Source organism: Streptococcus halotolerans, assembly GCF_001598035.1.
Classification (GTDB): Bacteria; Bacillota; Bacilli; order Lactobacillales; family Streptococcaceae; genus Streptococcus; species Streptococcus halotolerans.
Genome location: NZ_CP014835.1, coordinates 1,579,333 through 1,599,969 on the forward strand (window position 1 = coordinate 1,579,333; position 20,637 = coordinate 1,599,969).

Here is a 20,637-nt window from a genome sequence, read left to right on the forward strand (position 1 = left end):
AACCCCTTATTTATCAATCAATTACATTGGCATCATGATATCGTCATCTAGTCTAGCATGATTTTTTTGAAGGCTAAATCCGCGTCCAGATGCCTGAGAAGTAGGTGTTACTGTTAAGAATGCTGTTTCATCAATGGCAGTAATAGCTTCTTGTAGTTTGATAAATTCGTAACCAGAAACCGTAGTCATTAGCATGATATGATTAGAACCAGAGTAGCCCCCTTTAACAGGGATTTCTGTTACCCCTCTATCGGCAACAGTATTAATGTAGGTTTTGATTTCTTTATGTTTTTGAGAAACAATTAGCACAGTGTTTAAGGTTGTAAAGCCAGTTTGAACAGCATTTATGATATAGCTAATGGTAACGAGTCCTATAATAGAATACATGACAGTATCACCATCGAAAACAAAAAATCCGACAGCAGTAATGATCCCATCTACTAGAATAACCCCTTGGCCTAGGGTAATAGGAGTATACTTTCCTAGTAATTGAATAATAATACCGGTTCCTCCAGTAGAGGAATCACTCCAAAAAACCAATCCTAATCCAGCACCGACAATAATCCCACCGAATAAGGCAGCTAAAAAAGGATTTTCAGTAATGACAGGAGCTCCTTGTGTTAATTTAATAAAGATAGGGTAAACAAGAGATCCATAAATTGTTTTTAGAAAAATGGGTTTCCCTAAATAAAAATAGCACAAGAGGAGCAGTGGAATATTAGATACCATCATAAAAAGAGCAGCATCCCAAGAAAATAATTCATGGAAACTAATCGCTAGCCCTCCAATACCACCTGTAACAATATTATTAGGCAGAAAGAAAGCGTTAAAGCCAAACGCTGCTACAATAGAACCGATATTTAAAAGAATGAAGCTTTTCACTTTTTTAGACATGTTACACTCCTTTTATGTTAGATATTGAAAAGACTTAATGAAATAAATTTACTAAGCGATTGACCATATTGATAAATTAATGGTTTCTCTATTATCCATCAGCTTAGGCAACTAGTCAAGCCTTTGAAATGTTATAATGATGATATTATGAGTGAAATAGTGGCTAGTCCTATCAAAAAACAGCCTTCGCATACCACCTTTAGGAAGGTAAAATCAATAATCTGCTATGAGGAGTCTGTTGTATTTCTTAAATTAGTGGATACTAGCTGTCGGATAATATCTTTTGATTATAATGATTGTAGTGATACTAGGATTAGGTACCATTTGCTAGAGAAAACGGTGAAGCTGTCAACTGTAATAGGAGAGAAAAAGGTCGTTTAAATAAGTGGTCAGTAGCTCTATTTTGATAGAATGACTAAGTATGCTATAAACGATGATAAACTTGACTTTGTTTGTATTTTGGCTTAGAATGAAATCATCAGGTGAGTCATTAGGAACTGTCTTTTAGAGAGCAGTTATTTACTGTAAACGAGTAAAGTAGTTCGATGATGCGAGTCGGTGTTTCACATGAAACTTTAGGCCATTAAGCAACTATTAGTATAATCATAAAAAGATAGCAGGTCTTTTCTTTTTGTTAGTTGAGCTGATGCTGCGTCTTAAAAGGAACGCCCTCACGTAGTTGAACTGTGTGGGTTTTTTCATTGGTTTACTAAAAATATGGATGACAGTTTCTGTCAATAATCAACCACTGATGACCTTACATTGTTTGTTTAAACTTGAAAATTGTTATTTAATTAAGATTCTGACGTTAAAGGAGAAGTGAATGAGTAGACCAATTATTTTAACCGGAGATCGTCCTACAGGCAAGTTACATCTAGGACATTATGTAGGATCACTTAAAAATCGGGTGATTTTACAAGATGAGGATCGCTATGATATGTTTGTTTTTTTAGCAGATCAACAAGCCTTAACAGATCATGCTAAAGAATCAGCCATTATCAAAGAGTCTATTGGTAATGTGGCTCTTGATTATCTGTCTGCTGGTTTAAATCCAGAAAAATCGACTATTTTTATCCAAAGTCAGATACCTGAATTAGCTGAATTAACGATGTATTACATGAATTTAGTTTCTTTGGCACGCTTAGAACGCAACCCAACGGTTAAAACAGAGATTGCCCAAAAGGGTTTTGGGGAGTCTATTCCATCAGGTTTTTTGGTATACCCTATCTCTCAAGCAGCAGATATTACTGCCTTTAAAGCTAATTTGGTTCCTGTTGGAAATGATCAAAAACCTATGATTGAACAGACACGTGAGATTGTTCGTAGTTTTAATCATACTTATCAGACAAATGTTTTAGTAGAACCTGAAGGGATGTATCCAGCTAATGAAGCAGCAGGTCGTTTGCCAGGTCTTGATGGTAATGCTAAGATGTCTAAATCGTTAGGTAATGGTATTTACCTGTCTGATGATATGGATACTGTGCGTAAAAAAGTCATGAGTATGTACACGGATCCAAATCACATTCGTGTGGAAGATCCAGGTCAAATCGAAGGAAATATGGTTTTCCATTATTTGGATATTTTTGGACGTGAAGAAGATCAGGCTGAGATTGCAGCTATGAAAGAGCATTATCAACGCGGTGGACTTGGAGATGTAAAAACCAAACGTTACCTGCTTGAGATTTTAGAGCGTGAATTAGCACCGATACGAAGTCGTCGCTTAGAATATGCCAAAGATATGGGTGAAGTTTTTAGAATGCTTAAAGATGGCAGCGATAAAGCACGAAAAGTTGCTAGTCAGACACTAGCTGAAGTGAAAGATGCAATGGGTATTACTTATTTTTAAAGTTTAGTGTATTGCTGCATGATAAAAGACGAGTTTTCAGATGAAACTCGTCTTTATTTTTGGGGTGGATTATTGTAGTCCTTTAGTGACTAGTTTTGTTAATTTTTTTCAAGAATCCCCGTTTGCCTACCATGATTGAAGCAGGCATGGTTAAATCTCTCGAAACGACTTCTAGGAATCAAACGAAGGTCCTTTAAAGTGGCTAAGGATCATTTTTAAAATGAGTCGAGGACTAAGTTCTCCTAACGCCTGAAATGTCTCTGAATGGCGCTATTAGCTGTTTACAATAATTGTTCCACTCTCACTATCAATAAGCTCACCTAGATTTTCTAAAGAAGTGATCGCAGCTTTAGAGTCTGGTTTGTTGTTAACAAAAGCCATAGCAGCTTCGACTTTTGGTAACATAGATCCTGCTGCAAATTGTTCTTCTTTGATATAGTTTTCTAATTCTGCAACAGAAACTTTTTCCAATTTTTCTTGATTGGGTTTGTTAAAGTTGATAAAGACATGATCAACCCCAGTCAAAACGATAAATAAGTCAGCATCAACGAGTTCAGCTAATGTTTGTGAGGCAAAATCTTTATCAATAACAGCTTCAACCCCTTTTAAAAAGCCATTTTCTTCTTGAATAACTGGAATACCACCTCCGCCAGCTGCAATAACAATTTGTCCTGCTTCAAGCAGAGTTTGAATTGTTTTGATTTCCTTGATGGCAACTGGTTTTGGTGAAGGAACTACTTTACGCCAACCACGACCAGCATCTTCTTTAAATTTAGCGCCACTTTCTTCAGCTTGCTTATCAGCTTCTTCTTTCGTTAAAAATGGACCAATTGGCTTAGTTGGATTAGTAAAGGCTTTGTCTTTAGGATCAACGACAACCTGCGTAATAACTGTGGCCACTTCTTTGTCTAAGCCTTGCTCTTTAAGTTCATTATCAAGGGCATTTTGGAGCCAAAAGCCAATACTTCCTTCTGTCATGGCAACGCAGGTATCAAGTGGCATGGCAGGGTTCTTTTCGGAATCAATGGCAGCTTGTTGAAGTAATAAATTACCAACTTGAGGACCATTACCATGGGTAACGATAACATCATGTCCTTCTTTTACTAATTTGATTAGAGATTTGGAAGTACTAATCAGTGCTTCTTGTTGCGCTTTTGCCGAAGCATCTGTTGATAAGATAGCATTTCCTCCCAGTGCCACAACAATTTTTTGTTTCTTCATCTTAGGTTCTCCTTGTTTACCATTATCTTGTTAAACGGTAGATTGCTTCAGCGTAGATGTCCATGGCTTTAAAAGCATCCTCTAGTACGATACACTCATTTTCTTGATGTTCTGTTTGTTCAGCATGAGGGAACAGGGCACCAAAAGCAACACAATTTTCCATTGTTCTAGCAAATGTAGCGCCGCCAGATGATTTCGCTTCCTGCATGTCACCGGTTTTGTCGCGATAGACCGTGAGTAAAGTATCTACGACTTCACTTTCTAAAGGAACGTATAATGGTGCTAAATAATCAAATTCTTCATAGGTAAGTTGATAGTCACTAGCAACATCTTTTAATTTTTTAACAATCTCGTCTTTATCGGCTAAGACTGGAATACGAATATCTAGACGAATTTCTGATGATTCTGGGGTAATGGTTAATCCAGCAGCATTGAATGACAAGATTCCTGAAGGGCGATCTTGAACGTCTCCGAAAATATGAAGACCTCGTCCATCTTCATCGACCATTTTTGCTAAGAAGTCTAAAGTTGGATGGTCAGTAAGATTCGTCAGTGCCTTAGCCAGTCTGACAATAGCATTTATTCCTTTAGGGGCATCTTTAGCATGTTGAGCAAGTCCATAAACGGTTAGTTGCTGATCGTCTAGTTGATATTCAAAGTTAAGGCTATCTAATTCACGAGCAAGATCAGTTAGATCTTTACCCGCATAGCTAGCTTTAGCAGGAACTACATTATAGGCTTGTCCAGCATCTAGGGTGATTTGCTGACTGCCTAGACCGTGTAATTTAGCTTGTAATAACCCTTTTTCAGCATAGGTTAACGGGAAACTAGAATCTGGTGCAAAGCCAAAAGTTGCTTTTTCTTCTATTTCGTTGTAACGGTTCATGCAACGCCATAAGGTTTCTTCATCGGTTCCAAAAATGAACCTAATTTTTTTGTTAAAGTCAACCTTAGCATCTAGTAGTGCTTTGGTGGCATAAAGTGCCATCATCGATGGGCCCTTATCATCTTGAGTACCACGGCCATAAAGCTTACCGTCTTTTTCAACGCATTCAAAAGGATGAGTGTCCCACAACTGAATGTCTCCTTCAGGGACCACGTCTAAGTGACAGAGGATGGCCAGCGTTTCATTTCCCTGTCCAATCTCAGCGTAACCATAGTAGCCTTCTGGATCAAGATATGTTTTAAAGCCTATATGTTGACAAATGTCCAAGGTCTTTTCTAACACGTCTTGGATAGCTTGACCGAAAGGTGTCCCATTTTCACCTTCTTTTAAGACAGAGGGATAACCAACAATTGTTTTAGTGGCTTCTAGAAATTCGTCATGATGTTTTTGAGTGATGAAAGTTTTCATCTTAACCTACCTTCCTACTAAACAAAGAATGTTGCTACAACAAGCAATAATACACTTGTTACCATAACGGCAACAATAAATTTAGCGATAAATTTCCACCAAGTTGTTAAGTCAACACGCCCTAGGGCAAGTGCACCCATAACAATAGCTGAAGTTGGAGAAATCATATTTAGAACGCCTGATGCAGATTGGAAGGCAGTGATTACCAAGTGTGAAGGTACATTTGAAAATTGTCCAAGAGGTGCCATAATTCCCATAGTAGCTCCAGCTAAGCCTGAGGTTGAAGGGATTAAAAATGACATTGGAAGGTAGAAAATATAAGCTAAAACAATAAATATTTGTGAAGAGAGACCAGAAAGCCCGTTCTCACCCCAGTGAAGAATGGTAGCTGTAATCATACCACTGTTCATAATAACTTGGATACCACGCGCAACAGCACAAATAATAGCAACACCTAAAAATTCACCAGCACCTGACAAAAATGATGAGAAAAAGTCGTCTTCTGTCATTTTAAAGACAAACGCTACAAGCACAGCCATCATGATGAAGAGCATTGTAATTTCTGGGAAGTACCAAGTACCAAATGCTCCCATTGTTTTACCTAAAACTGTACCAATACCAGGAAGTCCAGTTAAGAAGGTATTGATATCTGAAAATAGTTTGATATTAAAATCTTCCCAAGGAATGAGACTTAGAATCATAATAATGAATGTTAAAGCAAAGATAACAAGCACGTGACTTTGACGTTTTGTTAACTCTTCACCATTATGTTGTAGTTTAAAGAATTCCTTGTGTTCAGCTGCTTTGTCAGCAACAAGTGATTTTTTAGGATCCTTTTCGATTTTAGTAGCGTAGTTGTAAACAAACCAAGTGGACATGCCAACTAAAACAATCCATTGAATAACACGCCAAATAATACCATCAGCAATACTAATCCCTGCTGCATCCGCAGCTACTCCAGTAGCAAATGGGTTAATCGTAGAAGCCAGACAGCCAATTTGTGATCCAATGAGAATAATAGCTACCGCTACAATACTGTCAAAACCAACAGCCATCATGACTGGAATGAGGAGAGGATAGAAAGCCATGGTTTCTTCACCCATACCATAAGTTGATCCTCCTAGGGCAAATAGAGGCATCAAGATGAAAATTAATAATTTTTCACGACCTTTATTTTTCTTGACAACAGATGCAATCCCTGTGTCAAGAGCGCCTGTTTTATTAACAACTCCCAGGAATCCCCCCACCATAAGGATGAAAAATGAAACCTGAATAGCTCCGTCTGTTCCCTCAATACCTAGCATCCCACGTACAGGAGCCATTAGGATATCAAAGATACCTTGAGGATTGGATTGTACCGTTTTATATGTTCCTGAAATAACACTGCCACTTTCAGTAGTGTCGTAAGAACCTGCTGGAATAAACCAGGTTAAAACGGCCATAATAGCAATGATGATAAAGAGAACAGTGTAGGAAGAAGGAATTTTAAATTTCCGTTTAGCTTGTTCTGTCATAATAGTTTCCTCTAAGATAAATCTAAAAAGTCGTCCCAGTTCTGGTTATTTTCGCCAGAGCCAGAACGACTAGTTGCTAAGTTAATAATGTGACCAGTTTAGCTTAGACCTTTGGAATGAATAGATTTCCAAGTGTTGCAGCCATCACAGCTTTAATTGTGTGCATACGGTTTTCAGCTTGGTCAAAATGACGCGCATATTTACTGCGGAAGACTTCATCTGTTACTTCCATTTCCTCAACACCAAATTTCTCAGCGACATCTTTACCATACACAGTATTAGTATCGTGGAAGGCTGGTAGGCAGTGCAAGAAGATCAAGTCTTCATTGTCAGCTTTCTTAATGAGTTCCATATTCACTTGATATGGTTGCAAGAGTTCAACACGTTCTTTGAACTTGTCTTCTTCTCCCATTGACACCCAAACGTCAGTATAGAACACGTCAGCGCCCTTAACAGCTTCGTCCGCATTATCTGTCACCAGAACATGTGCTCCAGATTCTTTAGCGTAGCCTTCAGCCAATTGGACAATATCTTCAGCTGGGAAGAGTTCTTTTGGAGAGAAGATGTGAACGTTAACGCCCATCAAGGTTCCCGCTACTAATAGAGAGTTTGCGACGTTATTACGGCCATCTCCACAGTATACCAAGGTTAGCCCTTCTAGTTTACCGAAGTTTTCTTTGACCGTTAAGTAGTCAGCTAGCATTTGAGTAGGGTGCCAAGCATCTGTCAACCCATTCCATACTGGAACGCCAGAGAATTCAGCTAATTCTTCTACCATTTCTTGGCTAAAGCCACGGAATTCAATCCCATCAAACATACGACCTAATACTTTAGCAGTGTCTTCAGTGGATTCTTTTTTCCCTAATTGGATGTCATTAGCACCAAGGTATTCAGGATGTGCGCCGAGATCAATAGCAGCTGTTGTGAAAGCAGCACGTGTCCGTGTTGATGTTTTTTCAAATAAGAGGGCGATGTTTTTACCATCAAGATAACGGTGCGGTACCCCACGTTTTTTGAGGTCTTTCAAATGAGCCGCAAAATCAATTAAATATTCAAATTCTTGACGTGTAAAATCTTTTTCTGCTAAAAAGCTACGTCCTTGAAATACTTGAGTCATAATTATAATTCTCCTTTAGGTTAACTGTTTTTCGAGTGATTGACAGGGTTCCCCATCTTCGATGTAGCAGTCCCCGAAAGCTTGATACCCTAGCTTTTGGTAAAACGGTTTGGCTGTTAATTCCGCGTGAATGACGAGGTGGTGATAGCCTTGTTCTTTGGCATACTGTTCGAGGGCTGTGATAATGGTTGTTCCGTGTCCCTTACCACGATATTCTTTTAAGGTTGCTATTCGTGTTAAGCGCGCTTTGGTCTGCGTTTCTGGAAGAAAACGTCCTGTTGCAACAGGTTGCTTGCCATCATAAAGGACAGCGTAAACTGTTCCTTGTTCATCATTGTCGTCAAATTCTTCTTCCATACTGATCTGTCGTTCCAGAACAAATACGCAGAATCGAATGTATAAACTGGCAGCCCTTTGGTAAGGGAGTTGATTGACGATTACTGACATCGTTTTAGAGGTCTTCACGTTCAAATGGCATTGACATACAACGTGGTCCACCACGACCGCGAACTAATTCACTGCCATGAATTTTAATCAAGCGTAAGCCTTTTGATTCTAAGATGGCATTGGTGATGGTGTTTCGGTTGTAAACCACGACAACACCTGGGGCAATGGTCAATGTGTTTGACCCATCGTTCCATTGTTCACGTCCTGCAGCAACTAGGTTGTCACCACCACAACGAATCAACTCAACGCTGTCAACTCCAAGGTTTTCTGCTAAGAGTTCTGCTAAGTCGCCTTTTTCTTCAACGATCTTGAGCGCTTCATTTTCGTAAGTCACAGAATAAACGCGAAGGTCACCTTCAATTTCAGGGTGGATAGTGAATTTATCGTAGTCAACCATTGTAAAGACAGTGTCAAGGTGCATGAATTTACGGTTATTGGCAAATTCAAAGGCTAAGACTTTCTTGAAACCAAGGTTTTCTTTAAAGATATTGACCAATAATTTTTCAATTGAAGCCGCATCAGTACGTTGAGAAATCCCCACTGCCAAGACATCTTTAGAAAGAACTAGCTCATCTCCCCCTTCGATACGAGTGGTTTCATCACGATCGTAAACCATAGGAACCTTGCCAGCATAAGTTGGGTGATAAGTAAAGATATATTTACCATAAATCGTTTCACGGTTACGTGTTTCAGAGAACATATGGTTAAGAGAAACGCCATTACCGATGGTTGCGAATGGGTCACGTGTGAAGTAAAGGTTAGGCATTGGATCGATCGCGAATGGGTAATCAGATTCCACCAAGTCTGTCAATCCTTTGGCTTCTGCAGGGATTTCAGGCAGTTCTGATTTTTGAACCCCAGCCATTGTTTTTTCGATCAGTTCTTTATTATCTTCGATGCCATTTAACAAGTCGTAGATCGCTTTTTTCGTTTCACGACCACGGATATTAGCTTCTTCAAGGTATTCTTTGATAAATTGTTCCCGGATGTCTGGGCTAGTCAATGCTTCAGCAGCCAATTCTTCAAGGTAGAGGACTTCAACGCCTTCATTTCGAAGAGCGTCAGCGAAAGCATCGTGTTCTTTTTGAGCATCTTCCAAGAAAGGAATGTCATCGAAAAGTAGTCTTTCCAAGTAGTCTGGCATCAAGTTTTCAATTTCTTTACCAGGTCGATGTAACATTACTTTTTTCAGTTTTCCAATTTCAGAGAAAACATGAATAGGATTAGATTGAGTCATAAAAAATCTCCTTTCAAAATATCGAGATAGCCAATGATTCATCTCTTTTGATTGCGCTTACATACTTTATTCTACTCCTTTTAGGAGAATAAAGCAACAGTCAGAGGAAAGGGCTATTAGCAGATAGGATAAAGACAGACTGTGAATGCTTTGAGCTAGTCTCAGTCCAATGTCAAGATTAGACGCGACCAGTAATCTCATTAAAGTTATCAAGTATAATGAGAGCAGCTTGAAACCTTCACAAAGCACATTCTCATTGCTTTAAACACAAAATGAGAGGACAAATGTAGTCCTCTCCAGAATCTAGCTGTTCATTGAGCTATTATAGCAATAGCATCAAATCTTAGCTATAACATTCATTAGATTGTCATTAACTAATCGAACTCTCTTAGAAACTCAGACAGTTTTTCAAGTCCTTTTGTTAACGTTTCGGTGTGGGTACAATAACCTAGTCTAGCATAGCCAGGCATATCAAATCGATTTCCTGGGACAAGAAGCACTCCTTTTTCTTTAAGCAATCGAATACAAAAGGCTTCTGTTTCTTCTGGAATATCTAGTTTAATAAAGGAAGTTGACACATGATGTGGAAAAGTTAGAGAAACTCTAGGTTCGGTAGCAATCCACTCTTTAACAATATCTAAATTACGCGATACAATCTCTTTATTTCTTTTGAGAACAATTTCTTTATGTTTTAGCACATGAGTAGTGATAAAGTCATCAAAAACACCGGCACAAATCATAGTATAATCGCGGTACTTGCGGAATTCATCAGCTAATTCATCATTGGAAACAATCCATCCCACCCTAACACCGGGAACAGAATAGGTTTTTGATAAACTGTTCGTTGAAATGCCTTTATCATAGAGGTCAACAATTGCTGGAACATCTACCCCATCTTCTAGAGGTTTGTAAATTTCATCGGATACGATGTAAGCACCAACTTCATTGGCAATAGTGACTAATTCCTCTAAGAATGTTCTATCCATGATAGCACCAGTAGGATTATTAGCATTATTAATACAAATCATTTTGGTATTTGGTCGGACTAACTGACGTAAATCGTCTAAAGAAGGCAACCAATCATTGTCTTCTTTGATTTTCCAGAGAGAGACTTCGGCTCCAAAAGATCGAGGGATATCATAGAGTTGCTGGTAAGTTGGGTAAAGAGAAATAACATGGTCACCAGGTTCTATTAGACTATAAAGAGCTAAGAAGTTAGCACCAGTAGCCCCATTTGTTTGTAAAATCTGACTAGGTTTTACCGTTTGATAGAGTTTGGCAACTTCTTCTTTAAATTCTGGTGAACCTTCAATCCAGCCATAATTCATTTTTTTATTGAGCAGTTCCTCTAATAATTTGTCTTTACCTTCGGGATGAAGGTTTAAAATCTCATCAAGAGTCATGGAAGCGATGGAACTACCTGCAATATCATAAATAGCATCATTTTCCCAAACATTGAGCCATTCTTCGACACCAAAAGCATTAATTTTCATATTGTATCCTTTCTATGATTATCATATCATGTTTTTTCATGTTAAGATAAGGGGAAAAAGAGATAAGTTCTCATTATCTCTTTTTGCCAGATATCTATGACTCTTAAAGTGTAATTTGTCCTGTTACTAATCGGAAGATAGCTAAGAGTGCTCCTGCAACTAAGAGAATCAGCAAAATCAATTCCGTTTGTGAGAAAATTTTAGTGACACCTTTTTCCCTACGAGCTTGCATATAGAAGAAAATACCAACTAAATAAGCAATTAGACAAAGTAAGAAGTAATCAATACCAGAAGCCCAGATAACCCAGATAAAGAAGATGGATCCAACAAGTCCTAAAATCATTTGTTTGGTATCTTTTAGGTTTTTAGAGAGCTTAGTCTGATAAAGGACAACATATAGCCAAGAGATAAACATAGCAGCTGTACAAAGAGCATAAGCAAATTGATAAGCAGATTCAGTAAATAATAAGGTAAACATGAAGGCTTGTGTTAAAGCAGTCATGAAGAAGAGTGAGTAAGTAGGGACACCTTTATTATTTAATTCACCAAATTTAGCTGGTAAGAGGTCTCTCTGAGCCATAATCAAGGTCGTTTCTGCAGGTAGCATTGTCCAAGATAGCCAAGCTCCGAAGATAGAAACGATTAGGGCAACGTTAACAACGATTGGGAACCAAGCGCCAACATTTTCTGCTAATACATACCCCATAGCAGGACTAGGGAGTCCAACAATTTGTTCACGTGTCAAGATACCATAAGGCAAAATAGAAGCAGCTATGTAGACCACTAGAAGTCCAATAAGTCCAAAAACAGTTGATTTTCCGACAATGGCTTTACTGCTTGCACGGTCAGACATCATGGCAGCTCCTTCGATACCGACAAAGACCCACATGATAACCATCATTGAACTTTGAATTTGGTTAATGATTGGTGATAATTCGAAACTTCCAGAAGTTGTTCCCCAGAAATTATCCATAAAAGTATTCATATCGAAGAAGAGAATCGCTAAAATGATATAAAATGCAAGGGGAAGCAGTTTACAAAGGGTAATAATAGTATTTAATGCTGCCGCAGATTCTACTCCACGATTGACTAAAAAGTATAATCCCCAAAGCACCACAGAGGCAGCTAGGATAGATAAAAGGTTACTACCGTCACCAAAAGCAGGGATGAAGCGACCAATCGTTTTCATCATCATAGTTGCAAAGGCAACGTTACCTAACCAAGCAGATAACCAGTATCCCCAACCACTGATAAAACCGTTAAAAGGTCCAAAGCCATCTTCAGCATAGCTTACAATTCCTGATAGTTCAGGTTTTTTATTAATAATATTAACAATAGATAGGCAGAGTGTTAGCACTCCAAGACCAGCAATAAGCCAAGCAATTAAAGCACCACCAGGTGAAGCGGCAGCAGCCATATCTGTAGGGATAGCAAAAATACCAGAACCAATGGATGAACTAATAATCAGTGCCGTTAGTGCAAGAATCCCTAACTTTTTTGGTTTTTTTGACATAAAAATACCTTTTCTTTCTTTATTGTTTCATTAATCTTTTACGATAATGGTACCACTGTCAGAAGCAATTAGTTCACCCAGATTTTCTAGAGAAGTAATAACAGCTTTGGATTCTGGTTTATTATTGACAAAAGCCATAGCAGCTTCCACTTTAGGTAACATAGAACCTGGTGCAAATTGGTCTTGCTTGATGTACTCTTCCAACTCTGAAACAGATACACGTTCTAATTTAGCTTGGTCAGGTTTGTTGAAGTTAACAAAGACATAATCAACGCCTGTTAATACAATAAAGAGATCAGCGTCTACTAATTCGGCAAGGGTTTGAGAAGCAAAGTCTTTGTCAATAACAGCTTCGACACCAGTTAAATAGCCATTTTCTTCTTGAATAACTGGGATACCGCCGCCACCAGCTGCAATAACAACAGATCCAGCATTTAATAGAGTGCGGATAGTGCCAATTTCTTTGATACCTGTAGGTTTTGGTGAAGCAACAACCTTACGCCAACCACGGCCAGCATCCTCTTTAAAACTAGCCCCTGTGCGTTCAGCTTCTGCTTTAGCTTCATCTTCTGTATAGAAAGGACCGATTGGCTTAGAAAGATTTTCAAAAGCAGGATCATTTTTATCAACGACAACTTGTGTGATAACAGAAGCGACTTCTTTTTCAATGCCTTCATCCAATAAAGCATCTTGTAAAGCATTTTGAAGCCAGAAACCAATAGATCCTTCTGTCATAGCAACTAGAGTATCCAATGGGAAAGCAGGGTTCTTTTCAGAGTCAGCTGCTAAGTTTTGGAGCAAGAGATTTCCAACTTGTGGGCCATTACCATGAGTGATAATTAAGTCATCACCATTTTTAATGAGTTTTACCAGGTGTTTAGCAGTTTCTTTTAAAGCTTGTTGTTGAGCGTGTGCACTTGGATCGCTAGAGAGAATAGCATTTCCACCTAAAGCAACTACAATTTTACGATTTACCATATGTTTCTCCTTTGTGTATATCAATTTTGTCTATTATAAAAGGGCTGGGCTTTGGCTAGTCCAGCCCTTCTATAGCATGGGTTAAATGAACATTGTTAATCTATTAAACTTTTGGAATGAATAGATTTCCAAGTGTTGCAGCCATCACAGCTTTAATTGTGTGCATACGGTTTTCAGCTTGGTCAAAATGACGCGCATATTTACTGCGGAAGACTTCATCGGTTACTTCCATTTCCTCAACACCAAATTTCTCAGCGACATCTTTACCATACACAGTATTAGTATCGTGGAAGGCTGGTAGGCAGTGCAAGAAGATCAAGTCTTCATTGTCAGCTTTCTTAATGAGTTCCATATTCACTTGATATGGTTGCAAGAGTTCAACACGTTCTTTGAACTTGTCTTCTTCTCCCATTGACACCCAAACGTCAGTATAGAACACGTCAGCGCCCTTAACAGCTTCGTCCGCATTATCTGTCACCAGAACATGTGCTCCAGATTCTTTAGCGTAGCCTTCAGCCAATTGGACAATATCTTCAGCTGGGAAGAGTTCTTTTGGAGAGAAGATGTGAACGTTAACGCCCATCAAGGTTCCCGCTACTAATAGAGAGTTTGCGACGTTATTACGGCCATCTCCACAGTATACCAAGGTTAGCCCTTCTAGTTTACCGAAGTTTTCTTTGACCGTTAAGTAGTCAGCTAGCATTTGAGTAGGGTGCCAAGCATCTGTCAACCCATTCCATACTGGAACGCCAGAGAATTCAGCTAATTCTTCTACCATTTCTTGGCTAAAGCCACGGAATTCAATCCCATCAAACATACGACCTAATACTTTAGCAGTGTCTTCAGTGGATTCTTTTTTCCCTAATTGGATGTCATTAGCACCGAGGTATTCAGGATGTGCGCCGAGATCAATAGCAGCTGTTGTGAAAGCAGCACGTGTCCGTGTTGATGTTTTTTCAAATAAGAGGGCGATGTTTTTACCATCAAGATAGCGGTGAGGCACCCCACGTTTTTTGAGGTCTTTCAAATGAGCCGCAAAATCAATTAAATATTCAAATTCTTGACGTGTAAAATCTTTTTCTGCTAAAAAGCTACGTCCTTGAAATACTTGAGTCATAATTATAATTCTCCTTTAGGTTAACTGTTTTTCGAGTGATTGACGATTACGAAATCTTTTTTTAGAGATCTTCGCGTTCGAATGGCATTGACATACAACGTGGTCCACCACGACCGCGAACTAATTCACTGCCATGAATTTTAATCAATCGTAGGCCTTTTGATTCTAAGATGGCATTGGTGATGGTGTTTCGGTTGTAAACCACCACAACACCTGGGGCAATGGTCAACGTGTTTGACCCATCGTTCCATTGTTCACGTCCTGCAGCAACTAGGTTGTCACCACCACAACGAATCAACTCAACGCTGTCAACTCCAAGGTTTTCTGCTAAGAGTTCTGCCAAATCACCTTCTTCTTCAACGATTTTGAGCGCTTCATTTTCGTAAGTCACAGAATAAACGCGAAGGTCTCCTTCAATTTCAGGGTGGATAGTGAATTTATCGTAGTCAACCATTGTAAAGACGGTGTCAAGGTGCATGAATTTACGGTTATTGGCAAATTCAAAGGCTAAGACTTTCTTGAAACCAAGGTTTTCTTTAAAGATATTGACCAATAATTTTTCAATCGAAGCCGCATCAGTACGTTGAGAGATTCCCACTGCCAAGACATCTTTAGAAAGAACTAACTCATCTCCCCCTTCGATACGAGTAGTCTCGTCTCGGTCGTAAACCATAGGAACCTTGCCAGCATAAGTTGGGTGATAAGTAAAGATGTATTTGCCATAAATCGTTTCACGATTACGTGTTTCAGAGAACATATGGTTAAGAGAAACGCCATTACCGATGGTTGCGAATGGGTCGCGTGTAAAATAAAGGTTAGGCATTGGATCGATCGCGAATGGGTAATCGGATTCCACCAAGTCTGTCAATCCTTTGGCTTCTGCAGGGATTTCAGGAAGTTCTGATTTTTGAACCCCAGCCATTGTTTTTTCGATCAGTTCTTTATTATCTTCGATGCCATTTAACAAGTCGTAGATCGCTTTTTTCGTTTCACGACCACGGATATTAGCTTCTTCAAGGTATTCTTTGATAAATTGTTCCCGGATGTCTGGGCTAGTCAATGCTTCAGCAGCCAATTCTTCAAGGTAGAGGACTTCAACGCCTTCATTTCGAAGAGCGTCAGCGAAAGCATCGTGTTCTTTTTGAGCATCTTCCAAGAAAGGAATGTCATCGAAAAGTAGTCTTTCCAAGTAGTCTGGCATCAAGTTTTCAATTTCTTTACCAGGTCGATGTAACATTACTTTTTTCAGTTTTCCAATTTCAGAGAAAACATGAATAGGATTAGATTGAGTCATAAAAAATCTCCTTTCAAAATATCGAGATAGTCAATATTTTATCTCTTTTGTTTGCGCTTACGAGTTATATTTTATCTTTTTTAAAAGAAAAAAGTTAGAATAATTCACAGGTAGAATGCCAAAAACTTCACGCTTTCGAAGGAAAAAATGAAACATTATCAAAATGAAAGCGATTTCTATACATTTTTTTGCTTTTTTAAATGAAAAACGATAAATTATTAGTCTAAAAAAAATGAAGAATCACAGGATTGTGATTCTTCATGTTAAACAAAGTCATTATCAAACAAGTAGCTGTTAATCTAAATCTAGCTGCGTAGAATCCTTATCTAGGATAGTCTGATGTGTTTTGGCAGACAAGAAGTAGTTAGCTTTCTCTTCTATGAAATTAAGAGCTTCTTTGAGGCTATCCTCTTTAGTGGCATCCACTAGTTCAATCACTAAAAAGGCATTTTTAGTGTTGTCAGTAATCATGGTTCTTTCGCCGTCACGCCAGTTGAAACAACGGCAGACTGCTCCAGCGTCATCGATATAGGCCAGTTCACCAGCTAAAGTAGGTCTATTTTCCTCGTCACCAATCAAGTAAAATTCATCCCCACCTTCGGTAATAGTGAGTTTCAAATCTCCTTGGAAAGTGTCGATATCTTCAGCCCCAACTGGTAAGGCATAAGTCAGACTAGCTGAATTATAGATATCCACTAATGGGCTGATAGTTGACACAGGCTTGTCAGAATCAACACGTTTCAATAAGGCTTCAATACTAGATCTGGCACCTTTTTTTGTTTTAAATTTTTGGTAAGCTTTACGGTAAGTTTGAACAACATCGTTTTGGCTAAATTGGTCTTCTTGTAAATGACTCTTAGCTTTCTGGTTACTAAGCTTTAAAAGCTCTTCTAGTTCACCAGCTAATTCTTCTTTCATCTGATAATCTTTAATCAGTACAACACCAATTTTAGAATCAGGGAAGAGTTCCCAGTATGATGAATCAACGATAAAAGTTCCCATAATTAACGTCCTCCTACTTGCTTAATTGAAAAGTTTTTAGAATAATACCACTTTTTAGAACAGAAGTCAAAAGGCATGACAAGTATATGAAAAATTTTTGGTGAAAAATAATGGTTTCTGTAGTTCAATGTTCAGGTGTTTTTTTAAATAGATATTATTTTTTGTCAATTTTACTACGGGAAAGCTCTCAAATGATGGATTTTTAACGGTGCTATTATTTGAAAACAAATGTTTCTTGTGCGCGATGTGGTCAAAAGGAGCAAAATCTTTTCGTTAAGTATTTTCTTTGGTATAATGAAAGCGTTGTATTATTTTTCTTGAAAATTTAATTTAGAGACTGGCTTAGACACTATGTGTTTATGCCTAATTAGAGAGGCAGGACTACACATAAGATGATTACAAAGGAACAGTATTTTTACCTGAGACAGTTAGATGACTTTAAATATTTGACAATTGAGCAGTTCGATAATATTGTTAACAAGATTCAATATCGCACAGCACTTAAAAACCATACCCTTTTTTTTGAAGGTGATCATAGAGAAAAATTATTTTTAATTCAATCAGGTTATGCTAAAATCGAGCAAACGGATGCGTCAGGGTCATTTATCTATACCGATTATGTTAGACAGGATACAATCTTTCCCTATGGTGGTTTATTTTTTGATGATGTTTATCACTTCTCTGCTGTGGCGATTACTGATGTTGGTTATTTTAGTCTACCAATGGAAGTTTATGAGACGCACGCTCTTCAAAATATCAATCAAATGAAACATCTCTGTCGAAAATATTCTAAGTTACTAAACGTTCATGAAATCAAATTACGTAATATGGTAACATCAAGTGCAAGGATGCGCGTCGTTCAGACCTTAGCAACGCTACTTTTAGAAGTCACGACTGAAGAAGGACGCCTTCCTTTTCCAATCACGACGATTGAAATCGCCAATATGAGCGCGACGACACGTGAAACAGTTAGTCATGTGTTAAAAGAATTGCGTCAGAAAGATATTGTTGAATTGAAATACAAAACACTTTTTTACAATGATAAACAATATTTTAAAAAATTCATTGAATAAGGATTTTATATGAATAAAAAAGAAATGAGACACCAATTAATCCGCTCTTTACTTACTGAAACCAAAATTCATACACAACATGAATTAGGACAGTTACTTGAAAAAAATGGCATATCAGTCACGCAAGCGACCCTTTCTCGTGATGTGAAAGAGTTGAATCTTGTTAAGATAAGCGACGGTAATACTGATGATGCGGAAACTTATTATGAGATCCATAGCATTTCACAAGATCGATGGGAAAAACGGTTACGATTTTACATGGAAGATGCTTTAGTGATGCTTTTTCCAGTACAGAATCAAGTTGTTTTAAAGACTTTGCCTGGTTTGGCTCAATCTTTTGGCTCCATTTTAGATTCTATTTTACTATCGGAGATTTTGGCAACCGTTTGTGGAGATGATACTTGTTTGATTATTTGTGAAAACAACGAAGAAGCACAAAAATGCTTTGAGAAATTAAGTCATTACACCCCGCCTTTCTTTTTTTCAAAAAGGTAATTTATCACAATCATTGGTTAACTGAAAAGAGATTAGAACACTAATTCTGTCTAACATATAAAAAACGAAGATGGTTATGTTTCTGAGTCACAGAAAAACAATCCATGTTCGCTTTTTTCTTCTAGTTTCCTTTCATGGTTGACAAAAAAATTTAGCGTGATATGATAATAAAAAAATAAAAGCACATAGGCGTAGATAAAGGAGAATTCTTCATGTCAAATTGGGAATCTAAATTTTTGAAAAAGGGCTTTACATTTGATGATGTCCTACTTATTCCAGCAGAGAGTCATGTTCTACCAAATGAGGTAAACATGCAAACCAAATTAGCTGATAATTTGACTTTGAATATTCCTATTATTACTGCAGCTATGGACACTGTCACAGACAGTAAGATGGCTATTGCTATTGCACGCGCAGGTGGTCTTGGCGTTGTTCATAAAAATATGTCTGTTCATGAGCAGGCCGAAGAAATTCGTAAAGTTAAACGTTCTGAAAATGGCGTTATTATTGATCCTTTCTTTCTAACTCCAAATCAAAAAGTTCATGAGGCCGAAGATCTCATGCAACGCTACCGCATTAGTGGTGTTCCCATTGTAGATTCAATGGATAACCGTAAACTGGTTGGTATTATTACTAACCGTGATATGCGTTTTATCTCAGATTATGATGCGTTTATTTCAGAACATATGACCAGCGAGAATCTTATTACCGCAGAAGTAGGTACCGATTTGGGTACAGCTGAGCGCATCCTTCACGAGCATCGTATTGAAAAATTACCACTTGTTGATGAGCAAGGCCGTCTGTCAGGACTTATTACGATCAAAGATATTGAAAAAGTTATTGAATTTCCTAATGCTGCCAAAGATGAATTCGGTCGTCTTTTGGTTGCAGGTGCCGTAGGCGTTACTTCAGATACTTTTGAACGTGCAGAGGCTCTCTTTGAAGCTGGTGCTGATGCTATTGTTATTGATACGGCTCATGGTCACTCTGCAGGTGTTCTTCGTAAAATTGCTGAAATTCGCGCTCAATTCCCGAATAAAACGTTAATTGCTGGAAATATTGCGACAGCAGAAGGAGCTCGCGCTCTTTATGATGCAGGTGTTGATGTGGTTAAAGTTGGTATTGGACCAGGTTCAATCTGTACAACCCGTGTGGTTGCAGGTGTTGGTGTTCCTCAAATCACGGCTATCTATGATGCTGCTGATGTCGCACGTGAGTACGGAAAAACAATCATTGCCGATGGAGGGATCAAGTATTCAGGTGATATCGTTAAAGCTCTTGCAGCTGGTGGTAATGCTGTTATGCTTGGTTCGATGTTTGCTGGTACAGATGAAGCACCAGGAGAAACAGAGATTTTCCAAGGTCGTAAATACAAGTCATACCGTGGTATGGGCTCAATTGCAGCAATGAAGAAAGGTTCTAGCGATCGTTACTTCCAAGGGGCTGTTAATGAAGCTAATAAACTTGTCCCAGAAGGTATTGAAGGACGTGTTGCCTATAAAGGTTCTGCAGCTGACATAGTCTTCCAAATGCTAGGTGGTATTCGTTCAGGCATGGGGTATGTTGGTGCCGCAACTCTTCAAGAGCTTCGTGATAATGCTCAATTTATCGAAATGTCAGGTGCTGGCCTCAAAGAAAGTCATCCACATGATGTCCAAATTACAAACGAAGCCCCGAACTACTCAGTTCATTAATCCTATCTCAAGACGATTTATGGGTTCTTTCAGGTTGAAGAAAAGTCTATTTTGGAACTTTTCTTCAACTTTTTTAATGTTATTTGGGAAAGGAAAATTGCCAGTAAGCCTACTAAAATAATTTTTTAAAGATTGTCTTTATTGACAGTTAAGTTTTACACTCTCTTTTTCTCAGTCGTCTAAGGGCTTTGTTTGTATTTTGAAGAGAATCTTCGGATGCATTTTTATGCTGATTTTAAAAAAATAAGAAATATTTTACTATTAGAAATGAATCAAACCGTTGACAATGAGAACAAACTTTATTAAAGTATTCTAGTTATGATTTTTAAATCGTGACAGCTAGTCATT

17 protein-coding genes are annotated in these 20,637 nt (G+C 38.2%); 4 read left to right on the top strand and 13 right to left on the bottom strand.

The window, feature by feature from the left end:
* Positions 1-21: 21 nt before the first annotated feature.
* Positions 22-894, bottom strand: coding sequence for a YitT family protein (locus A2G56_RS07285; protein ID WP_062710868.1), 873 nt, complete (start codon positions 892-894; stop codon positions 22-24).
* Between the two features lie 823 nt (positions 895-1,717).
* On the opposite strand from A2G56_RS07285, the gene trpS reads away from it, so the two are divergent.
* Positions 1,718-2,740: a tryptophan--tRNA ligase gene (gene trpS / locus A2G56_RS07290; RefSeq protein WP_062710873.1), complete on the top strand. Its 1,023-nt coding sequence runs from the start codon at positions 1,718-1,720 to the stop codon at positions 2,738-2,740.
* A gap of 273 nt (positions 2,741-3,013) precedes the next feature.
* Here trpS and arcC (A2G56_RS07295) read toward each other — a convergent pair whose 3' ends face one another.
* The 12 genes from arcC (A2G56_RS07295) to A2G56_RS07350 all read right to left on the bottom strand — a co-directional run bounded on the left by arcC (A2G56_RS07295) (position 3,014) and on the right by A2G56_RS07350 (position 17,027).
* Positions 3,014-3,961, bottom strand: a complete 948-nt coding sequence (arcC, locus tag A2G56_RS07295) for a carbamate kinase (RefSeq protein ID WP_062710878.1) — start codon at positions 3,959-3,961, stop codon at positions 3,014-3,016.
* A gap of 22 nt (positions 3,962-3,983) precedes the next feature.
* Positions 3,984-5,315 carry a dipeptidase gene (locus A2G56_RS07300; RefSeq protein ID WP_062710879.1) on the bottom strand — a complete coding sequence of 444 codons (1,332 nt, stop codon included), beginning with the start codon at positions 5,313-5,315 and terminating at the stop codon, positions 3,984-3,986.
* 17 nt (positions 5,316-5,332) lie between these two features.
* Positions 5,333-6,829, bottom strand: coding sequence for a YfcC family protein (locus tag A2G56_RS07305; protein WP_062710881.1), 1,497 nt, complete (start codon positions 6,827-6,829; stop codon positions 5,333-5,335).
* A 103-nt stretch (positions 6,830-6,932) separates the two neighbouring features.
* On the bottom strand, positions 6,933-7,946 hold the full coding sequence (gene argF, locus A2G56_RS07310; RefSeq protein ID WP_062710884.1) for an ornithine carbamoyltransferase: 1,014 nt from the start codon (positions 7,944-7,946) through the stop codon (positions 6,933-6,935).
* A 15-nt stretch (positions 7,947-7,961) separates the two neighbouring features.
* Positions 7,962-8,393: a GNAT family N-acetyltransferase gene (locus A2G56_RS07315; protein ID WP_062710887.1), complete on the bottom strand. Its 432-nt coding sequence runs from the start codon at positions 8,391-8,393 to the stop codon at positions 7,962-7,964.
* Between the two features lie 4 nt (positions 8,394-8,397).
* A complete protein-coding gene (gene arcA, locus A2G56_RS07320) occupies positions 8,398-9,630 on the bottom strand; it encodes an arginine deiminase (protein WP_062710889.1) in 1,233 nt (410 codons plus the stop codon).
* Between the two features lie 374 nt (positions 9,631-10,004).
* Positions 10,005-11,123, bottom strand: coding sequence for an aminotransferase (locus A2G56_RS07325; protein ID WP_062710892.1), 1,119 nt, complete (start codon positions 11,121-11,123; stop codon positions 10,005-10,007).
* Positions 11,124-11,226: 103 nt separating this feature from the next.
* A complete protein-coding gene (arcD, locus tag A2G56_RS07330) occupies positions 11,227-12,636 on the bottom strand; it encodes an arginine-ornithine antiporter (protein WP_062710896.1) in 1,410 nt (469 codons plus the stop codon).
* A 30-nt stretch (positions 12,637-12,666) separates the two neighbouring features.
* Positions 12,667-13,614, bottom strand: coding sequence for a carbamate kinase (gene arcC / locus A2G56_RS07335; RefSeq protein WP_062710899.1), 948 nt, complete (start codon positions 13,612-13,614; stop codon positions 12,667-12,669).
* 103 nt (positions 13,615-13,717) lie between these two features.
* Positions 13,718-14,731 carry an ornithine carbamoyltransferase gene (argF, locus tag A2G56_RS07340; RefSeq protein ID WP_062710884.1) on the bottom strand — a complete coding sequence of 338 codons (1,014 nt, stop codon included), beginning with the start codon at positions 14,729-14,731 and terminating at the stop codon, positions 13,718-13,720.
* A gap of 61 nt (positions 14,732-14,792) precedes the next feature.
* The gene (gene arcA, locus A2G56_RS07345; protein WP_062710902.1) at positions 14,793-16,025 is read right to left on the bottom strand and encodes an arginine deiminase; all 1,233 of its coding nucleotides are present in this window, start codon (positions 16,023-16,025) and stop codon (positions 14,793-14,795) included.
* A gap of 294 nt (positions 16,026-16,319) precedes the next feature.
* Complete coding sequence (locus A2G56_RS07350; RefSeq protein WP_062710906.1) at positions 16,320-17,027, bottom strand: B3/B4 domain-containing protein; 708 nt, start codon at positions 17,025-17,027, stop codon at positions 16,320-16,322.
* Positions 17,028-17,419: 392 nt separating this feature from the next.
* Here A2G56_RS07350 and A2G56_RS07355 point away from each other — a divergent pair, with 392 nt between their 5' ends.
* The 3 genes from A2G56_RS07355 (at position 17,420) to guaB (ending at position 20,289) form a co-directional block, all read left to right on the top strand.
* Complete coding sequence (locus tag A2G56_RS07355) at positions 17,420-18,100, top strand: Crp/Fnr family transcriptional regulator (protein WP_062710908.1); 681 nt, start codon at positions 17,420-17,422, stop codon at positions 18,098-18,100.
* A 9-nt stretch (positions 18,101-18,109) separates the two neighbouring features.
* Positions 18,110-18,595 (top strand): arginine repressor, encoded by a 486-nt coding sequence (locus tag A2G56_RS07360; protein WP_062710911.1) that lies wholly within the window; start codon positions 18,110-18,112, stop codon positions 18,593-18,595.
* Positions 18,596-18,807: 212 nt separating this feature from the next.
* Positions 18,808-20,289: an IMP dehydrogenase gene (gene guaB, locus A2G56_RS07365; RefSeq protein ID WP_062710914.1), complete on the top strand. Its 1,482-nt coding sequence runs from the start codon at positions 18,808-18,810 to the stop codon at positions 20,287-20,289.
* Positions 20,290-20,637: the final 348 nt, after the last annotated feature.

Coding starts and splice junctions, on each gene's coding strand:
- guaB (WP_062710914.1), top strand. CDS start 18,808: ATGTCAAATTGGGAATCTAAATTTTTGAAAAAGGGCTTTACATTTGAT.
- A2G56_RS07305 (WP_062710881.1), bottom strand. CDS start 6,829: ATGACAGAACAAGCTAAACGGAAATTTAAAATTCCTTCTTCCTACACT.
- arcA (WP_062710902.1), bottom strand. CDS start 16,025: ATGACTCAATCTAATCCTATTCATGTTTTCTCTGAAATTGGAAAACTG.
- argF (WP_062710884.1), bottom strand. CDS start 7,946: ATGACTCAAGTATTTCAAGGACGTAGCTTTTTAGCAGAAAAAGATTTT.
- A2G56_RS07355 (WP_062710908.1), top strand. CDS start 17,420: ATGATTACAAAGGAACAGTATTTTTACCTGAGACAGTTAGATGACTTT.
- A2G56_RS07350 (WP_062710906.1), bottom strand. CDS start 17,027: ATGGGAACTTTTATCGTTGATTCATCATACTGGGAACTCTTCCCTGAT.
- trpS (WP_062710873.1), top strand. CDS start 1,718: ATGAGTAGACCAATTATTTTAACCGGAGATCGTCCTACAGGCAAGTTA.
- A2G56_RS07285 (WP_062710868.1), bottom strand. CDS start 894: ATGTCTAAAAAAGTGAAAAGCTTCATTCTTTTAAATATCGGTTCTATT.
- argF (WP_062710884.1), bottom strand. CDS start 14,731: ATGACTCAAGTATTTCAAGGACGTAGCTTTTTAGCAGAAAAAGATTTT.
- arcC (WP_062710878.1), bottom strand. CDS start 3,961: ATGAAGAAACAAAAAATTGTTGTGGCACTGGGAGGAAATGCTATCTTA.
- A2G56_RS07325 (WP_062710892.1), bottom strand. CDS start 11,123: ATGAAAATTAATGCTTTTGGTGTCGAAGAATGGCTCAATGTTTGGGAA.
- A2G56_RS07360 (WP_062710911.1), top strand. CDS start 18,110: ATGAATAAAAAAGAAATGAGACACCAATTAATCCGCTCTTTACTTACT.
- A2G56_RS07315 (WP_062710887.1), bottom strand. CDS start 8,393: ATGTCAGTAATCGTCAATCAACTCCCTTACCAAAGGGCTGCCAGTTTA.
- arcA (WP_062710889.1), bottom strand. CDS start 9,630: ATGACTCAATCTAATCCTATTCATGTTTTCTCTGAAATTGGAAAACTG.
- arcC (WP_062710899.1), bottom strand. CDS start 13,614: ATGGTAAATCGTAAAATTGTAGTTGCTTTAGGTGGAAATGCTATTCTC.
- A2G56_RS07300 (WP_062710879.1), bottom strand. CDS start 5,315: ATGAAAACTTTCATCACTCAAAAACATCATGACGAATTTCTAGAAGCC.
- arcD (WP_062710896.1), bottom strand. CDS start 12,636: ATGTCAAAAAAACCAAAAAAGTTAGGGATTCTTGCACTAACGGCACTG.